General features: G+C 52.3%; 21 protein-coding genes. 12 read left to right on the top strand and 9 right to left on the bottom strand.

All coding sequences use genetic code 11. The annotated features are described in order from the left end of the window. Nucleotides 1–237 precede the first annotated feature (237 nt). The 4 genes from N909_RS0105135 to N909_RS0105120 all read right to left on the bottom strand — a co-directional run bounded on the left by N909_RS0105135 (nucleotide 238) and on the right by N909_RS0105120 (nucleotide 4,537). The gene (locus N909_RS0105135) at nucleotides 238–1,962 is read right to left on the bottom strand and encodes a sigma 54-interacting transcriptional regulator (protein ID WP_245613573.1); all 1,725 of its coding nucleotides are present in this window, start codon (nucleotides 1,960–1,962) and stop codon (nucleotides 238–240) included. Between the two features lie 89 nt (nucleotides 1,963–2,051). After that, entirely contained in the window at nucleotides 2,052–2,216 is a 165-nt protein-coding gene (locus tag N909_RS25580; RefSeq protein ID WP_155005869.1) for a hypothetical protein, read from the bottom strand. A 106-nt stretch (nucleotides 2,217–2,322) separates the two neighbouring features. Then, entirely contained in the window at nucleotides 2,323–3,009 is a 687-nt protein-coding gene (locus tag N909_RS0105125; protein WP_029912330.1) for a response regulator, read from the bottom strand. Beyond that, on the bottom strand, nucleotides 2,999–4,537 hold the full coding sequence (locus N909_RS0105120; protein WP_029912328.1) for an ATP-binding protein: 1,539 nt from the start codon (nucleotides 4,535–4,537) through the stop codon (nucleotides 2,999–3,001). The genes N909_RS0105125 and N909_RS0105120 overlap by 11 nt, the downstream gene beginning before the upstream one ends. A 549-nt stretch (nucleotides 4,538–5,086) precedes the next feature. On the opposite strand from N909_RS0105120, the gene N909_RS0105115 reads away from it, so the two are divergent. From N909_RS0105115 to flgL, 10 genes are all read left to right on the top strand, one after another. Continuing rightward, nucleotides 5,087–6,202, top strand: coding sequence for an efflux RND transporter periplasmic adaptor subunit (locus tag N909_RS0105115; protein WP_162179112.1), 1,116 nt, complete (start codon nucleotides 5,087–5,089; stop codon nucleotides 6,200–6,202). Between the two features lie 2 nt (nucleotides 6,203–6,204). Further along, nucleotides 6,205–8,157, top strand: coding sequence for a MacB family efflux pump subunit (locus tag N909_RS0105110; RefSeq protein ID WP_029912323.1), 1,953 nt, complete (start codon nucleotides 6,205–6,207; stop codon nucleotides 8,155–8,157). 2 nt (nucleotides 8,158–8,159) lie between these two features. Continuing rightward, the gene (locus N909_RS0105105; RefSeq protein ID WP_036682914.1) at nucleotides 8,160–9,590 is read left to right on the top strand and encodes an efflux transporter outer membrane subunit; all 1,431 of its coding nucleotides are present in this window, start codon (nucleotides 8,160–8,162) and stop codon (nucleotides 9,588–9,590) included. A gap of 197 nt (nucleotides 9,591–9,787) precedes the next feature. Next, entirely contained in the window at nucleotides 9,788–10,555 is a 768-nt protein-coding gene (locus N909_RS0105100) for a winged helix-turn-helix domain-containing protein (protein ID WP_051689540.1), read from the top strand. A gap of 513 nt (nucleotides 10,556–11,068) precedes the next feature. Further along, a complete protein-coding gene (locus tag N909_RS0105095; RefSeq protein ID WP_051689539.1) occupies nucleotides 11,069–11,728 on the top strand; it encodes a flagellar hook assembly protein FlgD in 660 nt (219 codons plus the stop codon). Nucleotides 11,729–11,745: 17 nt separating this feature from the next. Next, nucleotides 11,746–12,009 (top strand): hypothetical protein, encoded by a 264-nt coding sequence (locus tag N909_RS0105090; protein ID WP_051689538.1) that lies wholly within the window; start codon nucleotides 11,746–11,748, stop codon nucleotides 12,007–12,009. Nucleotides 12,010–12,042: 33 nt separating this feature from the next. Beyond that, nucleotides 12,043–13,311: a flagellar hook protein FlgE gene (locus tag N909_RS0105085; protein ID WP_029912309.1), complete on the top strand. Its 1,269-nt coding sequence runs from the start codon at nucleotides 12,043–12,045 to the stop codon at nucleotides 13,309–13,311. Between the two features lie 28 nt (nucleotides 13,312–13,339). Then, nucleotides 13,340–13,696 carry a hypothetical protein gene (locus N909_RS0105080; protein ID WP_029912306.1) on the top strand — a complete coding sequence of 119 codons (357 nt, stop codon included), beginning with the start codon at nucleotides 13,340–13,342 and terminating at the stop codon, nucleotides 13,694–13,696. Between the two features lies 1 nt (nucleotide 13,697). Continuing rightward, the gene (gene flgK / locus N909_RS0105075; RefSeq protein ID WP_029912304.1) at nucleotides 13,698–15,092 is read left to right on the top strand and encodes a flagellar hook-associated protein FlgK; all 1,395 of its coding nucleotides are present in this window, start codon (nucleotides 13,698–13,700) and stop codon (nucleotides 15,090–15,092) included. A 9-nt stretch (nucleotides 15,093–15,101) separates the two neighbouring features. Continuing rightward, complete coding sequence (flgL, locus tag N909_RS0105070; RefSeq protein WP_084167477.1) at nucleotides 15,102–15,977, top strand: flagellar hook-associated protein FlgL; 876 nt, start codon at nucleotides 15,102–15,104, stop codon at nucleotides 15,975–15,977. A gap of 19 nt (nucleotides 15,978–15,996) precedes the next feature. On the opposite strand, the gene N909_RS0105065 is transcribed toward flgL, so the two are convergent. Next, nucleotides 15,997–17,094 carry an SEL1-like repeat protein gene (locus N909_RS0105065; protein WP_051689537.1) on the bottom strand — a complete coding sequence of 366 codons (1,098 nt, stop codon included), beginning with the start codon at nucleotides 17,092–17,094 and terminating at the stop codon, nucleotides 15,997–15,999. A 162-nt stretch (nucleotides 17,095–17,256) separates the two neighbouring features. On the opposite strand from N909_RS0105065, the gene N909_RS0105060 reads away from it, so the two are divergent. Both N909_RS0105060 and N909_RS0105055 read left to right on the top strand, forming a co-directional pair. Further along, a complete protein-coding gene (locus N909_RS0105060; RefSeq protein WP_029912296.1) occupies nucleotides 17,257–18,225 on the top strand; it encodes a chemotaxis protein in 969 nt (322 codons plus the stop codon). 185 nt (nucleotides 18,226–18,410) lie between these two features. Then, nucleotides 18,411–19,025: a LysE family translocator gene (locus tag N909_RS0105055; RefSeq protein ID WP_029912293.1), complete on the top strand. Its 615-nt coding sequence runs from the start codon at nucleotides 18,411–18,413 to the stop codon at nucleotides 19,023–19,025. Nucleotides 19,026–19,036: 11 nt separating this feature from the next. Here the strand turns inward: N909_RS0105055 and N909_RS0105050 are convergent, their stop codons facing one another. The 4 genes from N909_RS0105050 to N909_RS0105025 form a co-directional block, all read right to left on the bottom strand. Next, entirely contained in the window at nucleotides 19,037–19,480 is a 444-nt protein-coding gene (locus N909_RS0105050; protein WP_029912289.1) for an SRPBCC family protein, read from the bottom strand. A 493-nt stretch (nucleotides 19,481–19,973) separates the two neighbouring features. Then, the gene (locus N909_RS0105035; protein WP_029912285.1) at nucleotides 19,974–20,576 is read right to left on the bottom strand and encodes a superoxide dismutase; all 603 of its coding nucleotides are present in this window, start codon (nucleotides 20,574–20,576) and stop codon (nucleotides 19,974–19,976) included. 326 nt (nucleotides 20,577–20,902) lie between these two features. Next, complete coding sequence (locus N909_RS0105030; protein WP_051689536.1) at nucleotides 20,903–22,627, bottom strand: methyl-accepting chemotaxis protein; 1,725 nt, start codon at nucleotides 22,625–22,627, stop codon at nucleotides 20,903–20,905. A gap of 376 nt (nucleotides 22,628–23,003) precedes the next feature. Continuing rightward, on the bottom strand, nucleotides 23,004–23,624 hold the full coding sequence (locus N909_RS0105025; RefSeq protein WP_029912274.1) for a response regulator: 621 nt from the start codon (nucleotides 23,622–23,624) through the stop codon (nucleotides 23,004–23,006). Nucleotides 23,625–23,949 lie beyond the last annotated feature (325 nt).

Below are 23,949 nucleotides of genomic sequence, written 5' to 3'. Positions count from 1 at the left end.
ATTCTCCTCTTCAGTTTATGGTTTTTATTCCTCAATGAATATACGTCAGTATATGAGCAAATAAGGTGCCAGGTTAAGGGGAGGATCCTTCCTGGTTGCTGATTCTTCTGTGATAATTCAATAAAATCAATATGTTAAAATTGAAAAATAAACTTACTCTGTTTTCTGCTGATCCATTGTTCTTTGTTTGGAAGGTCTGGAGGGGTAAGAGAAAATGCAGAATTGCATAATGGTGGGTCAGGTGAGATGGTATTTCTTAAGTTTGCGGGCAATGGTCGATTGATTGACGCCGAGGGCTGCGGCGATTTCACTTTGATTCCGATACTGGGCGCGGGCTTTTTCGAGCAGTTCTTTTTCGATGCGTTCCAGGGTTTCGGTCAGGGAGAGGCCACTGGGGAGTTTGTTGAGATGGGTTTGGCTGGCCACGGCCTGGCCGATATGGGCCGGCAGGTCGGCCAGGCCGATCAGTTCCGTATCGGACATGACCACCAACCGTTCGCAAATGTTCATGAGTTCGCGGACGTTTCCCGGATAGGGATAAGCGGTCAGGGCATCAAGGGCGGCCCGGGTCAGGCGTTTGCGGGTGCCGGTCTGGTTGTTGAATTTTTCGATATAATGCCTGATCAGCGGGACGATACAGTCCGTGCGCTCACGGACCGGGGGGACCTGGATGGGAATAACATTCAGACGGTAATAGAGATCGAGGCGGAATCGTCCCTCTCCGACCAGTTTCTCCATATCCTGGTGAGTTGCTGCCAGGACGCGGACATTCAGGGTTTTGCTTCTGGTGCTGCCCAGCCTGGTGATGCGGCCGTCTTCCAGAAAACGCAGCAGTTTGACCTGTGAAGAAGGCGGGAGCTCAGCAATTTCGTCCAGAAAAAGAGTGCCGTCGTCGGCCAATTCAAAGTGGCCGGGTTTGCCGCTGGTCAGGGCTCCGGTGAAAGCTCCTTTTTCATAGCCGAACAATTCCGCTTCAATGAGCGATTCCGGGATGGCGCCGCAATTGATTTTGATCAGGGGTTCTTTTTGCCGTTGCGAATGCTTGTGGATCATATCGGCAATCAGCCCTTTGCCGGCCCCGGATTCGCCAAGAATCAGGACAGATGAATCGGCTTTGGCGACTTTCAGTGCCTGCTGGAGAGCGCGAATCATCGACGGGCTGCGCGCAATAATCTCCTGCCCTTCCAGTTCGGCCTGCTGCATGGCCAGCATCTGATCGCGGAAGCCGTCGCGCATTCCTTCCTGTTTTTCGAGCTCTTTCTGCAGATTGTCGATTTCGGTGATGTCCCGTTCACTGACCACGACCCTGATCAGTTCATTATTGTCATCAAAGACCGGAGTCCCGATGGAGATCAGTTTGTGGCCGTTTTTGTTCTGCAGTTGGCTCACCCGGACTTTCTTGATGCTGGCCTCCAGGGCGGCAGAGCGATCGATAAAACCGCTGGCGATCAGTTCGCGCATATTGCGACCGATCAGTTCACTGGCCGGCAACTGGTGAATTTTTTCCGACGCCGGATTCATGCGGATCACGTTGGCGTTGGCATCGCAAACGAACAGCCCGTCCGACGATGAGTCGATGATGGTGTCGAGTTCTCGGGAGAGGGTGTTGAATGAGGGGAGTCTGCGGGTCATGGTGTCGAGCTGGGTACTGTCGACCAGAATGCAGACGGCACCCTTGATTTTGCCCTCCTCGACCAGGGGGTTGACCCCGACCAGGTACTCGCGGTTACCGAGTTGCAACGGAATTTCGCTATTGGCAAGGGTTCCATCCAGCACTTTGTTGACCTGGATCCAGAAACCCGGATATTCGGATTCGAGGGGAATCCCGGGCATGATGCGCAGGTGTTCGCGGGCCAGCTGGCTGACCAAGGCAACAATACCGTCATTGTCGATGGTCAGAATGATCCGTCCGGTTGCATCCAACAGAGTTTGGACCTGCGGGTTGAGGGCGAGAGTTTGCATAGGAATATTATGCACGAATGCATTTTTTATGCAATAGAGAATAGGTGGGCTGGTTTGGCAAAATTGACCGAAGACCTATTTTGCAATCGTTACCAGGTGTCAGGTGAGGCTGGAAATATCAATGCACTGATTCGGTTCATGACCCGTTGCGCTCTGCCGGAGTGAAACAGTCGCAGTCCCACGGTCCCGGTCAACAGGGCAATGGCCCCGAAAATCAGGTCGGTGGTGAGGATGAAAAGGCGCCCAAAAAGCATCTACAAGAGAACCTGGCCGCGCACCAGCAGGGAAGGTGGTCAGGGCGATGGGCAGGATGCGCTTAACCTTGAATTGTCGGTTTGCACTCCTTAAAAAGGGCGGGCCTTAGAGCTCTTCGATTTTTTCATACTCAAATTTATAACCGACCCCGTAGACGGAGTGGATCAACTGCAGGTGCGGGCAAAGACCGGAAATTTTTTTCCGCAGTTTCTTGATATGACTATCAATGGTGCGATCGGAAACAATCCGTTCGTCCTGGTAGATTCGGTCCATCAACACCTGCCGGCCGAAGATCTGCCCGGGGTGGTTGGCGAGAAACTGAAGCAGCTTGAACTCAATGGCGGTCAGATTCAGATCCTTTCCTTCCAGCGCCGCCAGGTAGCGACCGGCATCCAGGGAAAGATCTGCCGTTGCGATAATGTTGTTCCCCGCGGACCTGCGCAGGACGGTTTTGACCCGGGCTACGACTTCCCGCGGGCTGAACGGTTTACAGATATAATCGTCGGCACCGAGTTCCAGCCCAAGAATCCGATCAATCTCCTCTACCCGGGCGGTAATCATGATAATCGGAAGATTGGAAAAAGTTCTGACATCGCGACAGATATCAAGCCCATCACGTCCCGGCAACATCAGGTCCAGCAAGATCAGAGCCGGGTGTTGTTCCCGAATCACGGAAACGGCGTCCTGGCCGGTGTAGAGACAATCTGTTTCATAGCCGGCTTGTTTCAGATAGTCAGAGAGGATCTGGGCCAGTTTTTGTTCATCTTCAATGATAAGGATCTTATCCGGCATCGGTGACTCCCGGTAGGGGCAGGGTGACTTTGATCCAGAGCCCGCCCAGCGGTGATTTGAGGGCTGCTATTGAGCCCTGATGTGCTTCAACGATATTCCGACAGATCGTCAGGCCGAGGCCGGCGCCACCGGTGGCTCGGTTACGGGACGATTCGACGCGGAACAGCCGGTCGAAGAGTCGGTCGAGGTTTTCTGTGGCAACGCTTGGTGCGGAATCCTGGAAGTTGATTTCCAGAACTTCTTTTCCCTTACTGGCAACGATTTTCAGATAGCCGCCGGCCTCGGTGTATTTTAAGGAATTGTCGAGCAGATTGGAGAACAGTTGGTGTAGACGTTCCGGGTCTCCAAAAATCTCGACCGGCCGACTTGGCGCAGCGACCCCGAAAAAGTGCAGCTGGTGATTCTCTATTTCTCCCAAATAGCTGTCCACGACCTCTTTCAGAACTTCGATTCCGTCGATTCTGGTTTTGCGGTAGGTCAAGGCGCCCAGATCGGACATGGACAGCTGATAGAGATCACTCACCAACCGTCCCAGCCGTAAAGATTCTGCATGCAGCGATTCCAGGGCCTTGGTGTCGGCCTTCCTGACCCCGTCCAGCAGGGCTTCGATTTCTCCCCGCAGAATTCCGATCGGGGTACGCAATTCGTGGGAAATGTCGGCAACCCACTGGCGGCGTGCCTGCTCGTTTTTTTCCAGGGTCAACGCCAAGGTATTGAAGTCGGCGGCCAACCGCCCCAATTCGTCATTGGATGTTACCGGCACCCGGCTGGAAAATTCCCCGCCGGTCAACTTGTGAGTTGTTTCCGCCAGATGTTTTAACGGCCGTACCAAACGCGAGGCCAACAGTAACGAGAGTCCGGCCGAAAGCAGGACAATTATGATCGACACGGTGATGACGGTCATCTTCTGGCTATGCAAAAAAAGTAGATGACGATTATCTGTCAATCGGGTTGTTGGGGTAAAGCCCAGATATCCGACCACCTGCTGATCGACCTGCAGGGGGGTGAGTTCGGTTTGTGCTGATTCCTTTGGGGCGCCGATGAGTAAATTCATCTGGCTGTCGAACAGGAAGAAACGTTGATTGTAATTCTTGATGAACGGCAGCGGCGGCAATTCGCCGCCGCTGGCCCCTGGCGGCTGGGGCTGGCCGATGGACCGACTTTTCATGTCGGGGCTTGGTTGCGGCTTTTGTTTCGGCTCCGCTGACGGTTCGGACGGACGCGCGCCCATTGGCTTGACCGATAGCATAAAATCCGGCGGCGGTCCCATATCGCGAGGCAGCGATTCCCGAATAAGGTCGCGCCAAAGATAACCGTTATGTTGCAGCGGCTGCCAGCTCTGATTCTCGGCATAATATTCCAACAGTGTCTCTGACAAACTAGCGACACCGATCGCTTCAGTATCTCTGACAAATTTGAGAAAGCCGCGATCCAGGTTCCACTGCGCAATCAGTACCATGCTGACGACAGCGAGGCCGGCGGCCAGAAGAATCGCCCCAAAAAGTCGGTAAGTAATGCTTGGTTTCAATGGTCCGGATCCTTTTCAACGGCCAGATCCCATAGGGAATCGATTGTAAATCGATTCTGTCCAAGGACAGTTATTGCAAAACGTAACGGTCAAGTACATCAGTTTTTTGTAGACCATTTATATTTTCACATTTCTTTCACATTTCTTGCTCTTTTTGTTGCTATTTCTTAGCCAAGTATTTCATGGAGCGAAGTCTTTGTAACAAATGTTCCTAGGTTATTACTCACCCAATAATCGCAATAAAGCCGAAATATAGTCGCGACTTATTTTGTAAATAAGCTGATTTTAAAGGTTTTTTAGAAGATCATTCGTCAGTTTCTGCGGGGCTCCGCCTCCGGCTTGATTGGCATGGCGGGTCTGCAGACGAGAATGTAAGGTCGGCTTTTATAAACCATATAGCGCAGAGATCAAGCTCCGGCTGATTGCCAGGGCGATCCGCTACTGACACCTGTGGCGATTCGAGAACAAACCCTGGATTGGGCCATGAGAAGTAAAAAACTCTTATTTTTCATAATGATAGGGCTTGCAGTTGCGGCGGTTTTCGCAGGAATGGCCTTTTATGCTTTTTCACAGCCGCAACCGCTGCCGTTATCTGTTCCGGTGGTCAGGGCGGATATGGAAGAAACGGTGCTGGCGACCGGGACTTTAAATCCGATTAAAACGGTTGAGGTCGGGGCTCAGGTGTCCGGGCAGTTGAAAACCCTCCACGTGCAATTGGGTGAGCGAGTGGAGAAGGGAACGTTGCTGGCCGAAATCGATCCGGTCCTGCAGCAGAATTCCCTGAGAGAAGCCCGCTCCGAACTGGCCAATATCGAGGCAGATATCCTGGCCAAGCAGGTAAGGATAACCCAGTATCGTCAGGCTTTTGAACGTGAACAGGACATGTTCGATCAGGCTGCCGGCGCCCGGGCTGATCTGGAGGAGGCCGTGGCGGATTATCAGGTGGCCCAGGCCGAATTGGAGGCTTTGCAGGCACAACAGCAGAAAGCGCTGGTTGCCGTTGATACGGCTCAGGCCAACCTCGGTTACACCATGATCAGTGCGCCCATGACCGGAACCGTGATCAGTATTGCGGCCGAAGAAGGACAGACCCTGGTCTCGAGTCAGTCGGTTTCGACGATTTTGACCCTCGCTGATCTTGAGCGGATGACGGTCAAGGCGGAAATTTCCGAAGCGGACGTGGCCAAGGTTGAACCCGGGCAGGAGGTTTATTTCACGATCCTCGGCAATCCGGAAGAACGCTATGAGGGAGTGCTCAGGGCGATTGAGCCGAGTCCGGTCGATGATGACAGCAGTTCGACCGGCAGTGCCGTGTACTACAACGGCCTGTTTGATGTCGACAACCGGGCCCAGCGGTTGCGGGTCGGCCTCACTGCGGAAGTGACGATTATCCTTAATCGGGCCCGGCAGGTTTTAACCGCGCCGGTATCCGTTCTGGCCGAAGATGGCAGTTATTTTGAGACCCGGGTCGACGTCCTTGTGGATGGCCGTCCGGTACCGCGGCGGGTGAGGATCGGAATGAACAATAAGGCCCAGGTGGAAATTGTCGACGGTGTGAAAGAGGGAGACCGCTTGCTGGTTCAGAACGCACCGAGCGAGAGCAAGAGCGAAACCAGCCGGCTCCATCCACCGGGTGGCCAGATGGGGCCGCCACCGGGAAGGTGACGATGGGCGCCTTGCTTGAATTGCAAAAGGTTTCTCGCATCTATGCAGCGGGAGAAAACAGTATTCCCGCCCTGGATGCCGTGGACCTGAGGATTGAGGCCGGCGAGATGGTGGCTATTGTCGGCTCATCCGGTTCGGGCAAATCGACACTGATGAACATTCTTGGCTGTCTCGATCATCCCAGCTCGGGCAGCTACCTGGTCGGCGGGCGGGAAACCGCGAATCTGACCGGGGAAGAGTTGGCGGAACTGCGGCGTAATCATTTTGGCTTTATTTTTCAGCGCTATCATCTGCTGTCCCATTTGGATGCCCTGGAGAACAGCGAAATCCCCGCGGTCTATGCCGGGATCGGTAAAACGCAGCGTCGCTTGCGCAGCCGAGAGCTGCTGGAACGGCTCGGCCTCGGTGACCGAATCAGCCATAAGCCCGGACAGTTGTCCGGTGGGCAGCAGCAGCGGGTCAGCGTGGCGCGGGCACTGATCAACGGCGGCCAAGTCATTCTGGCGGATGAGCCGACGGGCGCCCTGGACAGTCACAGCGGCGCGGAAATGATGGCCCTGTTGCAGGAGCTGAATCAGCTGGGGCATACGGTCATCCTGGTGACCCATGATCAACAGATAGCGAGTTATGCCGAACGGATCATTGAAATGCGCGACGGGCGTATTTTGAACGATCGGTCCAACAAAAGCGGCCGTCCGGCGACGGTCCCGCTGGCGGAAAAACAGGACCGCGGGTCGGCAAATTCCTTTAATGCCATGTGGGGAAGAACCGGGGAAGCTTTTCGGATGGCCTGGTTTGCCATGGTCTCACATCGGTTGCGGACCTTGCTCACCATGCTCGGCATCATTATCGGTATCACTGCGGTGGTCTGTGTTGTCGCTCTCGGCCAGGGGGCCCGGGAAAAGATCGTGAACGATATTAATTCCATGGGCACCAATGTTATTTCCATCATCCCCGGTAAAGGTTGGGGGGATTTTCGCTCCGCAGCGATTCATACCCTGGTGCCGAGTGATCTCGAGGCATTGCGTTCCCTGCCCTATGTCGACAGCGCCACGCCCAGTCTGAAAACCAGCCTGCTGCTGCGTTACGGAAATATCACTGCCTCGGCGTCCGTGACCGGGGTCAGTGAAGACTACTATCGGGTCCGCGGGCTGCTGCTCGACCAGGGGAACTGGTTTTCGAGCACTGAGCTTAAGCGCCTGGATCAGGTGGCGGTGATCGATCCGAATACAGCGAAAAAACTTTTTCCCAACGGTGGTTCGCCGCTGGGACGGGTGGTGCTGCTGGGGACGGTGCCCTGCCGGATCATCGGGGTGACTCAAGCAAAGGAGAGCCCTTTCGGAAACAACGAAGACCTCAATGTCTGGCTCCCCTATAGCGCGGCCATGGGGCGTTTGACCGGACAGAATTATTTTAATTCGATCACGGTGCGGGTTGCCGATGGGTTTGACAACGAGACGGCGGAAAATAATATCACCCGCTTGCTGACCCGGCGCCACGGGAGCCAGGATTTTTACACCAGCAGCAGCGATACGATCCTTAAAACCGTCAATAAAACCACCGCGACCATGACCTTGCTGGTTGCCGCCATTGCGGTGATTTCCTTGGTGGTCGGCGGTATCGGAGTGATGAATATCATGCTTGTTTCGGTGACCGAAAGAACCCACGAAATAGGCATCCGTATGGCGGTCGGTGCCAGGCAGACCGATATCATGCAGCAGTTCCTGATTGAAGCGATCCTGGTCTGTCTGCTTGGCGGAAGTTGCGGAATTCTGCTGTCCTATGCCATCGGCCTGGCGTTTCCGTTCTTTGTGACCAGCATCAAAATGGAATTTTCGCTGCTGGCGATTCTGGCAGCGGTGCTGTGTTCCACGCTGATCGGGGTTGTTTTCGGTTTTCTGCCGGCCCGTAATGCCGCGCGGCTTGATCCGGTTGCCGCTCTGGCCAGGGATTGATCATGGGCGGGCCGTTGGTGTGCAGATATGTTCTGCTGGCTTTACTGCTGGCTTTGCTGCTGGCTTTGCTGCCGGGCTGCTCGGTCCTGGGTAAAAACGCTTACCATGCCCCATCCCTGAATGTTCCGGAGCAATGGCAGGAGGCGACCAGCGCCGACCAGCAACGCCTTGGCGGGGAGAAGTTCTGGGAAACCTTCCATGACCCGCGGTTGAATCGGCTGATCGAGCAGGTTATTGCGGTCAATAACGATGTCCGGGCCGCCGCGGTCAAGATCAAGGCAGCGCGACTGCAGGCCGGCATTGCCGGCACGGAACTCTGGCCGACGGCCACGGGTTCCGCCGATTTGAGCCGCTCTCGTGACTTGCAAGATGGTGCCCGGAGCAGTAGCTACAGTGTCAGCGCCGGACTGAGTTACGAGATCGACTTCTGGGACAGGTATTCGGCGGCTCATGCTGCCGCCCGGTTGGAGGCTCAGGCAACGGAGGAGGATCGCCATAGCGCTGTGCTTTCATTGATCGGGACCACTGCCAAGTTGTACTGGAAGATCTCTTATTTGCAGGAGAGCGTGACTTTAAACCGGCAGTCCCTCGCTTGTACAGGGCAGATTGAGCAATTGACCAAGGCCCGTTATCAGGCTGGGGCGACCACTGCCGCGGCATGGTTCAGCAGCAGGCAGGCGCTGCACGAGGCAGAGCAAACTTTGCACGAGACCCGGCAGGATCTCAAGGAGACCTGGCATGCTCTGGCGATCCTGTTTGATCGGCCGCCCGCGGCGGGTTTCACAGAGATTACCGATCTGGCCGAAACTGCGATTCCCTGGGTGGCGGCCGGGTTGCCGGCAGAGCTGCTGGGGAATCGCCCCGATTTGCGGGCTGCTGAATTGCGTTTGCGTAAGCTGCATCAGCAGTTCGAGGCCAGCAAAGCCGATTACTATCCGCAGCTGACTTTGACCGGATCTCTGGGCAGCAGCAGCGATGAACTCCGCCAGGTCCTGCAGAATCCGTTGGTGAGTCTGGGAACCGGGTTGGTTTTGCCCTTTGTGAACTGGAATCGGACCACTTTGAATGTCCAAGCAGCCGAGGCTGATCTTGAAAGTGCGGTGATCGATTTCAGACAGACGCTGTATGCCGCGCTGGCTGAAGTCGAAGATGCTCTGGTTGCCCGTGAGCAGGATCTGGCAAACGCCGGGCTGCTGGAGCAGAACCTGGCCCTGGCTGTTAAGGCGGAACAATTGAGCCGCCGCCGTTACCGTGCCGGCGCGACCGACCTGGAACAATGGCTCGACAAGCAGGAGGCGTTGCGCAGTGCCCATCTGGCGCTGAATAAAAACCGTATGGAACAGTTGGAAGATCGGATGACCCTGTATCTGGCCCTTGGGGGAGGCCAGAGATCCGCTTCCGGTTTCAACCCGGACCTGGCAGTACAAGAGTAAGAGTAATTAACTTTCGGAAGAACGGTGCCTGGAGAGCAACTTCCAGGAGGATCTGAGTCCAAAACAGGAAGCGGGCTGTGCGTTTCTTGCGCCGCTAAGGCGAAACAGCGCGGCCCGGCAACCGTCCTTGAACATCGTTTGCGGGAGAATTTTCAACCGGTTGTTAGCTTTTAGCTCCTAAATATCGAGGTGAATAAATGTATCAATCCAATCAAGCAAGTTCTGCCCAGGCCGCTGCCGATTTGGTGGATAGCTCCCCAATGTCCATAACCGCCGGTAAAAAACTATTCCTGTTCAGTGACAACAAAGAGCATTCCCCTTTTCACGAGATGCTGACCAGCGAAGGCTTCAGGATTCATGAATTTCAGCAGAAGCAACTTTCCGTGGAATGTTTTGCTGTCGGCCAGCCGGACCTGATGCTTATTGATTACGTGACCCCATCTATGGAGTTGATCAGTCGCTGTCGCAACCTTCGCTTCTCTTATGCAGGTCCGATTCTGGTTTTAGCGGAACAAGCCGATGAGATGCTGCAGATCCTCGGGCTGGAAATGGGCGCTGATGATTTTCTGCTCAAGCCGATGAGCCCTTCGCTGCTGCTGGCTAAAATCCGGGCGACGCTACGCCGGGTCCAGGAGTTGCAGCAGAACAACCGCAAAATCATTCAACTGGGGCAGTTGGTCATCGATGCCGGGCGTCGGGAAGTCCGCTCCCATGGCAGCACTGTCGAACTGACAACCCGTGAATTCGATGTTCTGTGGTGCCTGGCGGAAAATTCGCGCAAGGTGCTCAGTCGGGATGATATCCATAAATATCTGTACAATTCGGAATATAATGGTTTTGATCGCTCCATCGACATCTACATTTCACGGATTCGCAGTAAGATCGGCGATGATCCTTTGCATCCGCGCTATCTGAAAACAATACGCGGGGCGGGCTATCTACTGACCGGGGATGGCCACCAATAAGCACCGGGTCGTTTTTTATACGACGGAGCCGCGTTTTCTTACCACCTGTAGTCACCGCTAATTACTCACAGACAAAACCTGGCTGACTTGTTTCGGGACTCAAAGGCGAGCCCGAAGGTCAGCCCGGCCGACTGTTTTTTTATCTGTGTGCCTTTCCAGGGGACGCTCTGATCCCCCCCGATCACTGTTGCTCGGACAAAGAAATAACAACCTGCCTTTGGGCATTGGCGTTGATTCCTGCCACGCGTCACATTCCTTGTATTTCTCTCTGGTGATGTCTTTTACCTTCCAACTTAAATGAGGCCTGAAGATTGTATCTAGATTATTGTTCAAATGTAACAAATAGTAACTAAATATATAATTTCATAACGAAAATACAACTGAAACAAAACATAGAAAGGTTTCCGGAAAGTCGAAAAGACTCCTAGCTAAAGAACGATTTTCACCGAACTTAAGCACCTGAGATTGCTTCTTTCAATGGGTGATTTCTGATCGGTCTTCAAGGAGAAAGATATGGATGTTAACAGCGCTACCGATACGGCCGCGGCAACAACGTCTTTTTTGACCAGTTCCCAGAATTCCCTCGGGCAAGATGATTTTTTAACCCTGCTGGTGGCTCAGTTGCAGCACCAGGATCCCCTTGATCCGCAGGAAAACTCGGAATTCATTGCCCAAATGGCGCAGTTCAGCAGCCTGGAACAACAGGTCAATACCAACGACAAGCTGGACGCCCTGGTTTCGGCCCAGAGCAATGTAGAGCAAATGTCGGCTTTTTCATTATTGGGGCAGAAAGTGATCGTCGCCTCAGGTGACTTCTATATGCAGGGTGATTCAGTTGACCTCGGTTTCAGTCTTGACGGGGATGCGCAGGATGTCTCGCTGGATGTCCTTGATGAGGACGGCAATGTGGTGACCAGCTTTGCCATGAATGATCTGCAACAAGGCTACAATTTTGTCAACTGGGACGGTACGGATAGCTCCGGCAAGCAACTGCCGGAAGGGCTGTACTCGATCAAAGTTAACGGCACCGATAGCGCAGGAGAGGATCTCTCGGTACAGCCGCTGGTGAAGGTAGCGGTCAATGAAGTTGGGATCGATTCTTCAGGCAGTATTCTGGTGACCGATGCCGGCAACATCCCGTTCAGCGGAATTTCTTCCGTCATCAATCAATAGTCAGGAAAGAGGCGCTCATGATTGCTCAATGTCTAAGTTTTTCACGTCATGCCAAACAACGCCTGGAACAGCGGCAGCTGGTTCTCTCCCCACCGGAGATTGCCAGGCTTGAACGGGCGGTTGAAAACCTGGCTGGAAAAGGGGGCAAGTTGTCGCTGGTCCTGCTTGGTCAACTGGCCATGGTTATCAGTATCGCCAACGCTAAGGTCATCACTGTCGTCGGCCAGGAACAGCTGAAGCAGAATGTCTTCACCAACATTGACAGTGCTGTTATCGCCTGATGCAGCAGCGAAAATAATTTCAAGGAGGAACTCATGGGGCTTTCCAGCACATTATATACGGGGATCAGCGGTCTGAAGGCTAACTCAGAGGCGATGAGTGTGACCGGCAACAATATTTCCAACAGTAATACGATCGGTTTTAAATCCAGCTCAACATTGTTTTCCGACGTCTTGTCGGCCAGTATCTCCAGTGCCGGGGGCTCCTCCCAGGTCGGCCGCGGGGTGCAGATCTCCAAGGTGGCCAATCTGTTCAGCCAGGGGTCCTTTTCCAGCACTTCAAGCAATACCGACCTAGCTATCGACGGCGATGGGTTCTTTATGGTCAGGGCGTCTGATTCGCCGGTGAACTATTACACCCGTAACGGTGCGTTCGATTTCAGCGATGACGGTTATCTGGTCAATGCCGAAGGCTATCGGGTCCAGGGGAAAGCATACGAAGACGGTGTTCTTAGCGGGGGTGATCCGACGGATATCAAAGTCGATTTCAATAGCCAGATCGCCGCTCACCAGACCACTCAACTGACGCTGACAACCAACCTGGATTCCGGCTCTGACATTATTACCGCTTTTGATATCACCGACCCGGAGGGGACGTCGAGCTATTCGACCCAGACTGAGTTGTTCGATTCCCTGGGCGACAGCCATCCGGTGACCACTTATTTCACCAAAACCGCGGACAATACCTGGGAGTGGCATATGGTCATCGACAGTGATGAACTCGATCCATCGGTTGCCGCGACCACGGATCTGACCGAAATCGGCACCGGCACCCTGACCTTTGACGGTTCCGGGAACCTGCTGACCGGAGGGACGGGGACGACCACGGCCGGGGCTATTGTCTGGACCAACGGTGCCAGTTCCGGGCAACAGGTGGAAATGACCTTTGCGACGACCCAACGGAACAATTCATCGCGAATTATTTCCCAGACCCAGGACGGCTATGCTCCCGGTGAAGTTGTGGAGGTATCCATCGATGACGAAGGGACGGTCATTGCCAGCTATTCCAACGGCGAAAAAATCAATATTTCCAAGCTGACCCTGGCCACCTTTAATAACCCTTCCGGATTGGCGAAGGAAGGCGGCAGCCTGTATGCCCAGACCGCATCCTCTGGCGACCCCAGTGTCGGTGTCTCGGGAGCTTCACAGGGCTACATCTACACCAGCAGCCTGGAATTGTCCAACGTTGACCTGGCCCAGGAGTTTGTCGATCTGATCACCATCCAGAACGGCTATTCCGCATCGTCCAAAGTTATTACAACCACCGATGAAATGCTGCAGGAATTGATCAATCTTAAACGGTAACGACAAAACGGGCTGAATGGAAATCGCTATGGCACACACTGAATATCAGGAAAAATTAGCACTTCTGGAGCAATTGATTAAGCGGGAGAGGTCTTTTGCCATCAAGCTGCAGGTTGTGGAACTCAAAGAGCTGCAGGAAGAAAAAGCCCAACTCCTCGCTGATTTGAAAGCCTTGGACGGACCCTGCCCCGAGGACCTTAAGGAGTTTGCCGATTACTTGCGGCGGCAGAATCGCCGGAATGCCCGTCTGCTGGCTTCAACCCTGACCTTTCTGCGGCAGACCATGAACAGCTGCCGGCGTGAGATCTCTACCGTGCTTTACGGTCGGCATGGCAACCGGATTGAATCCCGGGCCATGGGGCTGCTGCACACCGGGAGGATATGACATGAGTCTCATCGCGTCCTTAAACACTGGCGCCGGCGGTCTGGCGGTTAACCAGAAGGGGATCGAGGTTACCGGCAATAATGTCGCCAATATCAACACCGAAGGCTATTCAAGGCAGAGCCTGGTGGTTTCTTCCTCGCCGACCCTGGAATTTCAAGGGCAGATGATTGGCACCGGTGCGGTGGCCAGTTCCGTCAGCCGCGCCACCAACAATTTTCTGGCCAAGCAGTTGACGGATAAAAAATCTGGCTATGGCGAAGAAAATTCCAAAGGGATCATTCTTGCCGAAGTTGAACAGATTGTCGGCATCAGCACGAGCGATTTTTCGACTGATCTGGACGAGTTTTTTGATTCCTGGCAGGAGCTCAGTGATAACCCTTCAGCAACATTGGAGCGGCAGCAGGTCATGCAAAAGGGAGCGGAAGTTGCTGACAGTCTGCAGTCGATGGTGAGTGACCTGAATGCGGTGAGCGAAAGTATCAATGATGATATCAGCGGGAAAGTCACCTCCCTGAATCAACAGCTGAACAAGGTTGCTGATCTGAATGTTCAGATTCTGGCCTCTGAATCGACCGGCATCTCTGCCAACGGGCTGCGTGATCAACGCGATATGTTACTGCAGGACATCTCTGAGACGGCCGGTGTCACCTATTATGAAGAAGCAAACGGGATGGTGTCGATTCAGTTGCAGAATGGACAACCGCTGGTGACGGCGGACCAAGTCAGCAATGTCGCTGCCGAGTGGACCAACGGCACTCTGCAGGTTTCTGTGGACGGTGGTGTTTCAACAAGTATCCTGGATGCTGACGATTTTGGTGGGGAACTGGGTGGCATGTTGGAGATGCGTGACGAATATATCCCGGATCTCATCGAGAAACTCGATATCCTTGCTTATAACATTGCCACTTCCGTTAATGCGGTCCATACCGGTGGCGTTGATCTGGATGGTAATGCCGGGGTTGATTTCTTCTCTTTCTCCGCTGGCGGCAGCGATCCCTGGACCGGTGCGGCCTCCTCAATCGCTATGGCTTTGACCGATACTGCGCAGGTGGCGGCAGGGACAACCGCGGCCCCTGATAATCAGCCCGGCGACAATGAGAACACCCTCAATATGGTTGCCTTGCAGGATCAGGCTGTGATCAACGGTAACAATACCTTAAACGATTACTATGCCGTGATTGCTTCCGATGTCGGACTGACTGTCAGTCAAAACGAAGCCATGTCCGATAGTATTGGGGACTCTCTGGATCAGATTCAAAATATGCGCGATTCTGTGGCCGGGGTTTCCACCGACGAAGAAATGCTCATGCTGATTCAGTACCAATCCGGTTACGAAGCGGCAGCGAGATATCTGACCACGGTCGACGAAATGCTCGACACGCTGATGTCAATGTGAGGTTTTATTATGAAGGTTTCGCAAATGTCACTCTACCGAACAGTGCAATATAATCTGGAGAAAAGTAGCAAGAATATGAATGAACTTTATCTGCAAGGCTCGACAGGAAAAAAAGTGATTGATGCTTCGGATGATCCGTCCGCCATCGGGTCCATTTTCAGTTCACGGACCGAGATTGCCACCTCGGACCGTTATCTTGAAACGATCGCCGATACCCAGGATAGTATTGATATTGTCGACGGTTATCTTAACAGCGCGGAAGATATTATGGTGCGGATCAAGGAAATTGCTGTCACCGCAGTGAACGGCGCCCTGTCAGACACGGACCTGGAAACCTATGCCGACGAAATGGGGATTCTCCAGTCCTCACTGCTTGATATTGCCAACGCCAAAGTTGACGGCAAGTATATTTTTTCCGGCTATGCCGAAACCACACCGGCGTTTTCCGGAACCCCGCCCACCTATACCGGGACCAGCGATCATAAAATGGTGGAAGTAAGCCGTGGGCAGACCGTGCAGACCAATCTGACCGGAGATGAAGTGTTCAGCTCACCGCTGGACTGTTTCGCCATGATGTCCGACCTGGAGGCGAATTTACGTAGCGGTGACACCGATGCCATCACCAATTCCCTGGATGACCTGGAATCAGCAGCGGACCAGATCCGTTCCAAGCGTAGTGAGATGGGGAACATCAACGAGCGCCTCGAGGATACCACTGCGTTGCTGCAGAATGTTCAGTTGCAGATGAACGGACGATTATCAGGGTATGAGGATGCCGACCTGATCGAGGTCATGACCGGCGTGACCCAAGCAGAACAGGCCTATCAGGCCGCTTTGTCGGTCAGCGCCCGGTTGGCAACATTGTCGATTCTGGATTATCTGTAACGCGAATTCCGCGCGGTCATCACAGCGACTCCCAGAATTCAGCAGCTTCCTTCCAACGGAAGGCTTCGTCGATATCCTGGGGGACCCCTTTCCCGGTTGAGTACATCATGCCCAGGCAATATTGGGCCTTGGTATGACCCTGGTCGGCGGCCAGGGTCAGCCACCTTTTACCTTCCATTGCATCGGTCTGCACCCCTTTACCGTTCAGGTACATGATCCCGAGGTTGTATTGGGCATCCGGGTTGCCACTGTTGGCTGCTTCCAGCCACCAATGATAGGCCAGTTGCAGGTCTTGCTGGATACCGTTGCCTTTGGCATAGTGCTGCCCCAGCAGCACCTTGGCGCGCTGATGTCCCCGCGTGGCGGCCTGTTTCAGCAGGGTGACGGCAGTCAGCGGGTCACGGACCTCTTCGCTGCCTGAACTGTGCAGCTTGCCAAGATTGTAGATAGCGTCGAGAAAGTTCTGTTCGGCTGCTTTGCGCAACCATTTGCTGGCCTCGGTATAGCTCTGCAGGACACCGGTCCCGCGGGCATACATCATCCCCAGGTGATACTGGGCGGTCGGTAGCCCCTGTTCCGCAGCCTGGCGCAGCCATTGGCGGGCTTTTGAATAGTTTTTTTTCACCCCTTTGCCGACCAGGTACATGTGGCCGAGGGTAAACTGAACCTTGGGATTGCCCTGCTCGGCGGCCATGGCCCACCAGCGTTTCGCTTCAATGAAGTCCTTGGGCACCCCATGCCCTTTGGCATACATCAGGCCGAGGTTATATTGGGCATCGGAAAAATTCTGCTCAGCGGCTTTTCTGAACCAGTGGAGGGCCTGATCGTAATTAGCCGGCACGCCGCGACCTTTGATGTAGGCCTGGCCGAGCGTGTTCTGCGCGCGGGCATAACCCAACTCCGCAGCCGCCTGGTAATATTTGGCTGCTTCAGCAGGATTAGCCGTCGTGCCCTGCCCGTTATCATACATACGTCCCAACATGAAAATCGCTTTGGGATATTTATGCTGGGCGGCCAGGCGGAACCACTTCATGGCTTCAACAAATGATTTCTCCACACCTTTGCCCCGGAAATAATTCATTCCCAGTCGATAATGGGTCTGGGCCATATCTGTCATCGAACACCTCAACTAACTGAAAATTAACTTGATTAATCATCTATCTTACATGAGAACTCAGTTGTTTGGGCAGGAAAATATTGAAGAGGCAAATATTGACAAATTGTTATTAAAGTGATCAAATAATAAAAATATTATAACTCTGACCAGCGAGGCACGCCCATGAGCGAATATCAGAAGCAGGAGATCCTGCTTGAAAGCGGTACCAACGAGATGGAAATTATTGAATTCTATCTTGGTCATCAATCTTTCGGGATCAATGTCCATAAATTAAAAGAAATAATCCCCTTTGATGAAAAAGCCTTGACCGTGGTACCCGGCAGTTCCCCCGGCATGCTGGGAACTCTGCTTTTGCGTGGCAACACCATTCCGCTGATCGACCTGAAAAGCCACCTTGCCAAAAAGCATTCCAGCGAGGATGAAGATGTGCGCCCGGTGGTGCTGGTCTGTGAATTCAATGATCGGGTCAACGGCTTCAAAGTCGATGGAGTGAATCAGATTCACCGGGTTTCCTGGGGCAATGTTCAGCCCATGGCGACCTTTATCGATCAGTATCGGCCGCGCTTTACCGGCAGTATCAATATCGAAAAACGTGAAATTCTTATTGTCGATCTGGAACATATTGTGGCGGAATTCGATCCGGATTCCGGCCTTGATTACGAAACCGAGGTCTTGGGCACCAGCGATGGCACCATGACCCTGCCAGAAATGCGCCGCCAGAAAAAACTGATGTTGGCGGAAGATTCTTCGCTGATCAGAGCCGGGATTGAAAGGGTTCTGAAAAAAGCAGGATATGAAAACATCAAAATTTATGTTGATGGGCAGGACTGCTATGACCATATCATGCAGATCCGGGAACATGTCTCAGCTGAAGATACGCTGGACAATCATTTGCATCTGTTGATATCGGACATTGAAATGCCCAAGATGGACGGACTGACTCTTTGTAAAAAGGTCAAGGACGATCCTCTCTTGCGCGGCACCAAGGTGGTCATGTTTTCATCGCTGATCAATGAGCAGATGGCACGCAAGTGTGACCAGGTCGGTGCTGACGGCTACGCCACCAAACCGCAGATCCCCTACCTGGTGGAGATGATGGATCGGATGCTCGGAATCACCGCAGCCCATTGAAGACAGCCTGTGGATAAAGTTGTTGATTTGTGTGGAAAAGCCGACTGAATGGTCGGCTTTTCCTTTTGAAATCGAGCAGGTTAGTTATTCTTATGTGACTGCTGGCAGCAAATTGTCAGCATGCCCGCCATCTTCCTGTATAATGTTTTCCTGATATCTTATCCACATTGCTTAAGGGGGTAACAGTGATTTCAACAGACTTCTTAATGACCGCGCTGATTGTTGTGCTGATCCCGGGAACCGGGGTCATATTTACGGTTTCAAATGGGCTATTGTTCGGGCGAAAGGCCAGCCTGGTGGCGGCTCTCGGCTGCACCGCTGGGATTATTCCGCATTTGTTGGCCAGTAGCCTGGGTCTGGCCGCCCTGCTTCATGCCAGTGCCGTGCTCTTTCAGGCCGTCAAATTTGCCGGAGTGCTGTACCTGTTTTATCTGGCCTGGACGCTGTGGCACGACACCGGGACCTTTCAGCTGCCGGGGAAAGCCGATCATCTTGCGGGCCGCGGCCTTTTTGTCAAAGCGGTGTTGATCAATATTCTCAATCCGAAGTTGTCGATTTTCTTTCTGGCGTTCCTGCCGCAGTTTATAACCCCCGGTCACTATTCGGCCCTGATGCAGATGATGGCCCTCAGCGGTCTGTTCATGCTTATGACTCTGCTGGTGTTTGTCGGCTACGGGTTGCTGGCTGACAGGTTCAGAGTGCATGTCGTCGAATCGAACCGGGTTCAGCGCTGGCTCAAGAAAGGATTTGCCGGGATCTTCTTGCTCCTCGGTATTGATCTGGCTTTGGCGGATCGGTAATTGGCCAACAGCTAATCGGGAATGTCCGGCTCCACCAGTTTGGCAAGAAATGCCAGGGATTCCTGCCAGCCAAGATAGCAGGCGTCGGCAGGTACAGGGTCGGGAACACCTTCCTGGATAATGTTGAGTTCCGTGCCGACGGCACCTTTTTTCAGCGAGACGGTCACGAACATCTGTCCGGAAAGATGCGGATCGTCAAAATCATCGCTGTAGCGGATCAATTCATAGGGGACCAGCTCAAGGTATTGTCCGCCGAATGAATGAACCCGACCGGTGGAAAAATTGGTGAAGGACATTTTGAAGGTTCCGCCAATCTTAACGTCCATGTGATGGACCTTGCCGGTAAAGCCGTTGGGCGGAACCCACCTGGCCACGGCATCGGCATCAAGAAAGGCTTTGTATATTTTTTCTGGGGTCGAGCGAAATACGCGATGCAAGCGGATTGTGTTCGGCATGTATCAGCACCTTTCTGCCTATAACGGGGTTGTTCAGATCAGCATCTCTTTTCTTCCGTTCTCAAATCAAGGCCTGGAAAGAGAAAAATCAGCTAGTTTTCATCCGGAAACGGCCCTTTTCCGCTGTGGCGGTGTCAATCTGCGGGTTTCTTGTGCGGCGTAAAGTCCTACGACTCAGCGCAACCTCTTGATTTCCTTGCCACAACGAGAAATTGCTCGTTTCCAATCTGAAAACTTAGCCATTGCCCTTCGGAGTTTTCGGATGGCAACCAGCTTGCTTCCTTATCTTTGTCACTGTGGATTTATATCTATCCGTAACCGAATTGACAGGGAGATTTCTTGAGCTGAAAGGATCGATTCATGGACGAAAAGTCCCCTGGCCGGGAGTCATCGCGATTCTCCAGCCAGGGGATGACGGTCAACCTGCCTGCTTTGGTCAAGTCAATCCTTCCGTTCCGGTTCCTTGGGGCCATATTCAGCTGAAAGTTCGAGCTCAGGCCCCATAACGCTGCGCGACAGCGGCCCAATTGATGACATTAAAAAAGGCATCGACGTAATCGGGCCGCCGGTTCTGGTACTTCAGATAATAGGCGTGTTCCCAGACGTCGAGGCCGAGCAACGGTTTATTGCCGGTCATCAACGGGCTGTCCTGATTGGGTGTACTCTCGACCACCAGTTTCCCGGCCGGATTCAGGCTTAACCAAGCCCAGCCGCTGCCAAAGCGGCCGAGGGCGGCCTGGGAAAAATCCTCCTTGAACTTGCCAAACCCACCCAGCTCTTTGTCAATGGCTGCGGCCAGCGCACCGCCGGGCTCACCGCCACCCTGCGGGCTCATCAGGGTCCAGAACAGGCTGTGGTTGGCATGGCCTCCGCCGTTGTTACGCACGGCGGTGCGGACTCCTTCCGGGACCTCGTTCAGCCGTTGCATGAGGGTGTCGACCGGTAATTCTGCCAACGGTGAGCCTTTGAGGGCGTCATTCAGTTTATTGATATAAGCCTGATGGTGTTTGGTATGGTGGATTTCCATAGTACGAGCATCAATGTGCGGTTCGAGAGCGTCGTAACTGTAAGGAAGATCGGGTAATGTGTAGGACATAAAATAACTCCTTGGGTTGTTATCATGAGTTGCATTTGATGTCATGGCTTGAGGTTTTACGACCCAGTCACATCGTGCAACCCGGTGTTCGTGGTAAAAAACTGCTTCGACACTGGCAGCCGAGTGTTCTGCTGTGTTGAATTCTCGGCACAAGAGAATAATATCTTACCATATTGGTCATGTTTTTTGGGGGAGAGGGTCAATTTCCTGCTGATTTTTATCTCGATTGGAACGGTGAATGGTATGAAAAGGGGACAGCTTCTGGGCAAATGGATTCCTCAGTGCCGGGTAACCGCTGCTGGTTGCCCGGCACTGAGGCTCAGTGGCTAAGTGAGCAAGGTGTAAGGCCGTTGTTGCTCGACTTCCGGTTGTGGCTGATGCAGGATAAAATGGTGCAGCATCCCTTTTAACTGCTGTGACTGCTCGGCCAATTCTTCCGCGGCAGCAGCGCTTTCTTCCGCGCTGGCAGTATTCGCCTGGGTGACCTGATCAATTTGGGTCAGGCCCACGGTAATCTGACCAATGCCTTGAGACTGTTCATTGGATGCGATTGATATTTCCTTGAGAATTTCCGCCACTTCAGTTGTTCGTTCCGTAATGTGTTGCAAGCTGGCTTCGGTTTCCCTGGCTATCAGGACTCCCTGCTCAGCCAGTTGTACCGATCCTGCAATAAGATCCGTTGTTTCCTCGGCTGCCTTGGCACTTCTTGCCGCCAGGTTCCGGACTTCTTCGGCCACAACGGCAAATCCTTTACCATGCTGCCCGGCTCTGGCCGCCTCAACGGCAGCGTTGAGGGCGAGAAGATTGGTCTGGAATGCGATCTCGTCGATGACTTTAATAATTTTTCCGATATCCTGACTGGATTGATTGATTTTATCCATTGAAAGGGCCATTTCAGCCATTTTTTCATTTCCCGATTGTGCCGCGTGTTGGGCGTCGGAAGACAAACGATTCGCCGTGCCGGAGTGCTCGGCATTAATCCGAATCTGCTCCGCTATCTCATTCATCGAGGCCGTGACTTCTTCCATGGAACTGGCAGACTCGGTTGCTCCTTGAGACAGGGCCTGGCTGGCGTCAGAGACCTGACCAGCGCCGGCCGCGATCTGATCCCCGGCAGCCTGGATGTGCTCGATCATTTGTTGCAGCGAGTGCAGCATGTTGTTAAGGGCATTTCCCAGTTGATCTTTTTCCGAAGCCGGTTCGATTTTACTCGTTAAGTCCCCTTTGCCTATTTTTTCAGCCGTTTGGGCCAACTGACTGAGGCGTTCGGTCATGGCGTCCAGGGTTCCGGCCAGGACACCGATTTCATCCTTCTGCTCCAGATTAAGGCGTTGATCAAACTCACCCTGGAGGATAAATTTCGCAAGACGGACTCCCTGATGAATCGGTTTGGTCAGGGAGCGGGTTATGAAAAATCCCATGGCTATGGCAATGACCAAGGCCAGAAACAGGGTCACTGCTACAGCTAAGACAACATGCCGGTACAGATCGAGAGCCTCGGCCTTTGTTTCCTCAATGATCTGTTCGTTTAAATCCTGAAGTTTGTCCATGTTCTGGCGCAGGGTTTCGAACGCTTCTTTTGCACTCCCTCGACTCAGTTTGATCGCCGCTGTCAGGCCATCCTCTGTCCCGGCCTCCCGTTGAGAAATAATCTGCTGGGAAAATTGGTCCCAGACGGCCCAGTCCCTATTGAATTTTTCTGCTAAAGCACGCCCGGCAGAAGACGAAAATAGCTTGGCTGCAGTCTGGAATCGTTGACTTGCCTGGTCTTTGTTTTCAAAAAAGTCTTCTTTGAGCTTGTTCAGCGTGGTTTGGTCCAGATTGTTGAGAAGCATGGATCTTTCTGCGACTAATGCCTGTTGCAAGTCGCGGTCGGAAGATGCGAGATTGTTGGTGACCACGATTCGTCTATGAAGAGTGTCCTCCAGCAAGGCGTCCAATGTTTTAAGGCCGTGATAGCCGGTTCCGGCAACAATAGCCAGCAACAGAATCATGACCGAAAAGCTGATCAACAATTTTATTCCAATTCGTAGATTTTTGAAGCATTGCATGTGAACTCTCCTTTTTTCGTCTTCTGATTTTTAATGGATGCCCCCCTTCCTTAGCTGTGCGTTTTCTGTCAAACCCGCGATAAATGTTCAGCGGCGCCCTTTACAAGAGCGCGAAATTCTTAAAATGCATGCTTATAGGGCATTGAAGGCCGCTGTTACGGCTTTGATCGTTCTACCCAAATTTCATTTTTGAGCGACCTTTGCTGGAACGATTTGGAAAAGAGAGATTTGAATGTATTAATGGCTTCGTTAGGATATTTTAAATATGAAAAAATTCAAGACGCTATCTCCTGAAAGAGGCTCAGGGTTTTCCTGATAAGGGGTAGGGGGATAGCTTACTGAAAAGGGTATTCAGTTGAAGGAACGGACACTTTGCTTACGGCTGAATCAAATTGCGTCGAATTGCATAGCGGGTCAAATCGGCCAGGTTTCCAAGATTAAGCTTCAGCATCAGGTTTCTACGATGAGATTCAACGGTCTTAGGGCTGATACACAAGTCCGTAGCAATTGTTTTGATATTAAAACCAAGGGCAAGCAGCCGCAGGACTTGATTTTCCCGTTGTGAAAGAGATGGTTCTCCCGATTTATAATAGGTGCGGGTGAGGTTTGAGCTGAGCTGGGGTGACATGTATTCTTTTCCTTGAAGAACAGTTTGAATTGCAGCGAGTAAATCTTCGAAGGAGTCACTTTTTAAGATGAATGCATCAGCACCGGCATGAAACATCTCGCTGACGAGATAGAAATCTGAAGCGGCTGACAGGGCGATTACTTTGGCTGCAGGACATTCTTTTTTTATTTTTGAAGTTGCGTCGATACCGTTCAGCAACGGCATGTTAATATCCATAATGATGATCTCCCAAAGTTGCTCTTTGATTTTTTCAACAGCATCAAGCCCATTATGTGAAAAGTGAATAAGAAAATCAGAAAATTCACTGAGCAGGGATTTGATCCCTTGGCAAATGATCTTATGGTCGTCAACAATGAGTATTTTTTTCATGTTACCGTTCTAGTGAGAGAGAAGGTAGAATCGTTATGTATATTAATATTTTCCGGGAGATGGTTTTATAGATTGGTTATGTTTTTTCTTTTAGAAAAAATCTATTAACTTTCCTATGTATAGTTTCCATAACGAATTCTATTTTTAGAAATAGAAGTAATTTAAAAAATAAAATGTTATGATTGTTTACTAAATGCCTGATAAATTATCTTCATTTTCAATGTCTATAAGAATATGACTAGATTTCTTTATACATCATAAGATATTGGGATGATACTGGGTAAATATAAAAAATATTTTAGTTAATTTTTGTTATTGAGATGAA

It is taken from the genome of Pelobacter seleniigenes DSM 18267, from assembly GCF_000711225.1.
GTDB classification, from domain to species: Bacteria; Desulfobacterota; Desulfuromonadia; order Desulfuromonadales; family Geopsychrobacteraceae; genus Seleniibacterium; species Seleniibacterium seleniigenes.
Note: the sequence above shows the minus strand (reverse complement) of the source record. Positions and strands in the feature narration are given on the sequence as shown.

Excerpts from the sequence above, each read along its gene's own strand:
- flgK (WP_029912304.1), top strand. The coding sequence starts at position 13,698 with ATGAGTCTCATCGCGTCCTTAAACACTGGCGCCGGCGGTCTGGCGGTT.
- N909_RS0105110 (WP_029912323.1), top strand. The coding sequence starts at position 6,205 with ATGGGCGCCTTGCTTGAATTGCAAAAGGTTTCTCGCATCTATGCAGCG.
- N909_RS0105085 (WP_029912309.1), top strand. The coding sequence starts at position 12,043 with ATGGGGCTTTCCAGCACATTATATACGGGGATCAGCGGTCTGAAGGCT.
- N909_RS0105060 (WP_029912296.1), top strand. The coding sequence starts at position 17,257 with ATGAGCGAATATCAGAAGCAGGAGATCCTGCTTGAAAGCGGTACCAAC.
- N909_RS0105115 (WP_162179112.1), top strand. The coding sequence starts at position 5,087 with ATGGCCTTTTATGCTTTTTCACAGCCGCAACCGCTGCCGTTATCTGTT.
- N909_RS0105035 (WP_029912285.1), bottom strand. The coding sequence starts at position 20,576 with ATGTCCTACACATTACCCGATCTTCCTTACAGTTACGACGCTCTCGAA.
- N909_RS0105025 (WP_029912274.1), bottom strand. The coding sequence starts at position 23,624 with ATGAAAAAAATACTCATTGTTGACGACCATAAGATCATTTGCCAAGGG.
- N909_RS0105050 (WP_029912289.1), bottom strand. The coding sequence starts at position 19,480 with ATGCCGAACACAATCCGCTTGCATCGCGTATTTCGCTCGACCCCAGAA.
- N909_RS0105125 (WP_029912330.1), bottom strand. The coding sequence starts at position 3,009 with ATGCCGGATAAGATCCTTATCATTGAAGATGAACAAAAACTGGCCCAG.
- N909_RS0105030 (WP_051689536.1), bottom strand. The coding sequence starts at position 22,627 with ATGCAATGCTTCAAAAATCTACGAATTGGAATAAAATTGTTGATCAGC.
- N909_RS0105135 (WP_245613573.1), bottom strand. The coding sequence starts at position 1,962 with ATGCAAACTCTCGCCCTCAACCCGCAGGTCCAAACTCTGTTGGATGCA.
- N909_RS0105095 (WP_051689539.1), top strand. The coding sequence starts at position 11,069 with ATGGATGTTAACAGCGCTACCGATACGGCCGCGGCAACAACGTCTTTT.
- N909_RS0105065 (WP_051689537.1), bottom strand. The coding sequence starts at position 17,094 with ATGACAGATATGGCCCAGACCCATTATCGACTGGGAATGAATTATTTC.
- N909_RS0105105 (WP_036682914.1), top strand. The coding sequence starts at position 8,160 with ATGGGCGGGCCGTTGGTGTGCAGATATGTTCTGCTGGCTTTACTGCTG.
- flgL (WP_084167477.1), top strand. The coding sequence starts at position 15,102 with ATGAAGGTTTCGCAAATGTCACTCTACCGAACAGTGCAATATAATCTG.
- N909_RS0105090 (WP_051689538.1), top strand. The coding sequence starts at position 11,746 with ATGATTGCTCAATGTCTAAGTTTTTCACGTCATGCCAAACAACGCCTG.
- N909_RS0105080 (WP_029912306.1), top strand. The coding sequence starts at position 13,340 with ATGGCACACACTGAATATCAGGAAAAATTAGCACTTCTGGAGCAATTG.
- N909_RS0105100 (WP_051689540.1), top strand. The coding sequence starts at position 9,788 with ATGTATCAATCCAATCAAGCAAGTTCTGCCCAGGCCGCTGCCGATTTG.
- N909_RS25580 (WP_155005869.1), bottom strand. The coding sequence starts at position 2,216 with ATGCTTTTTGGGCGCCTTTTCATCCTCACCACCGACCTGATTTTCGGG.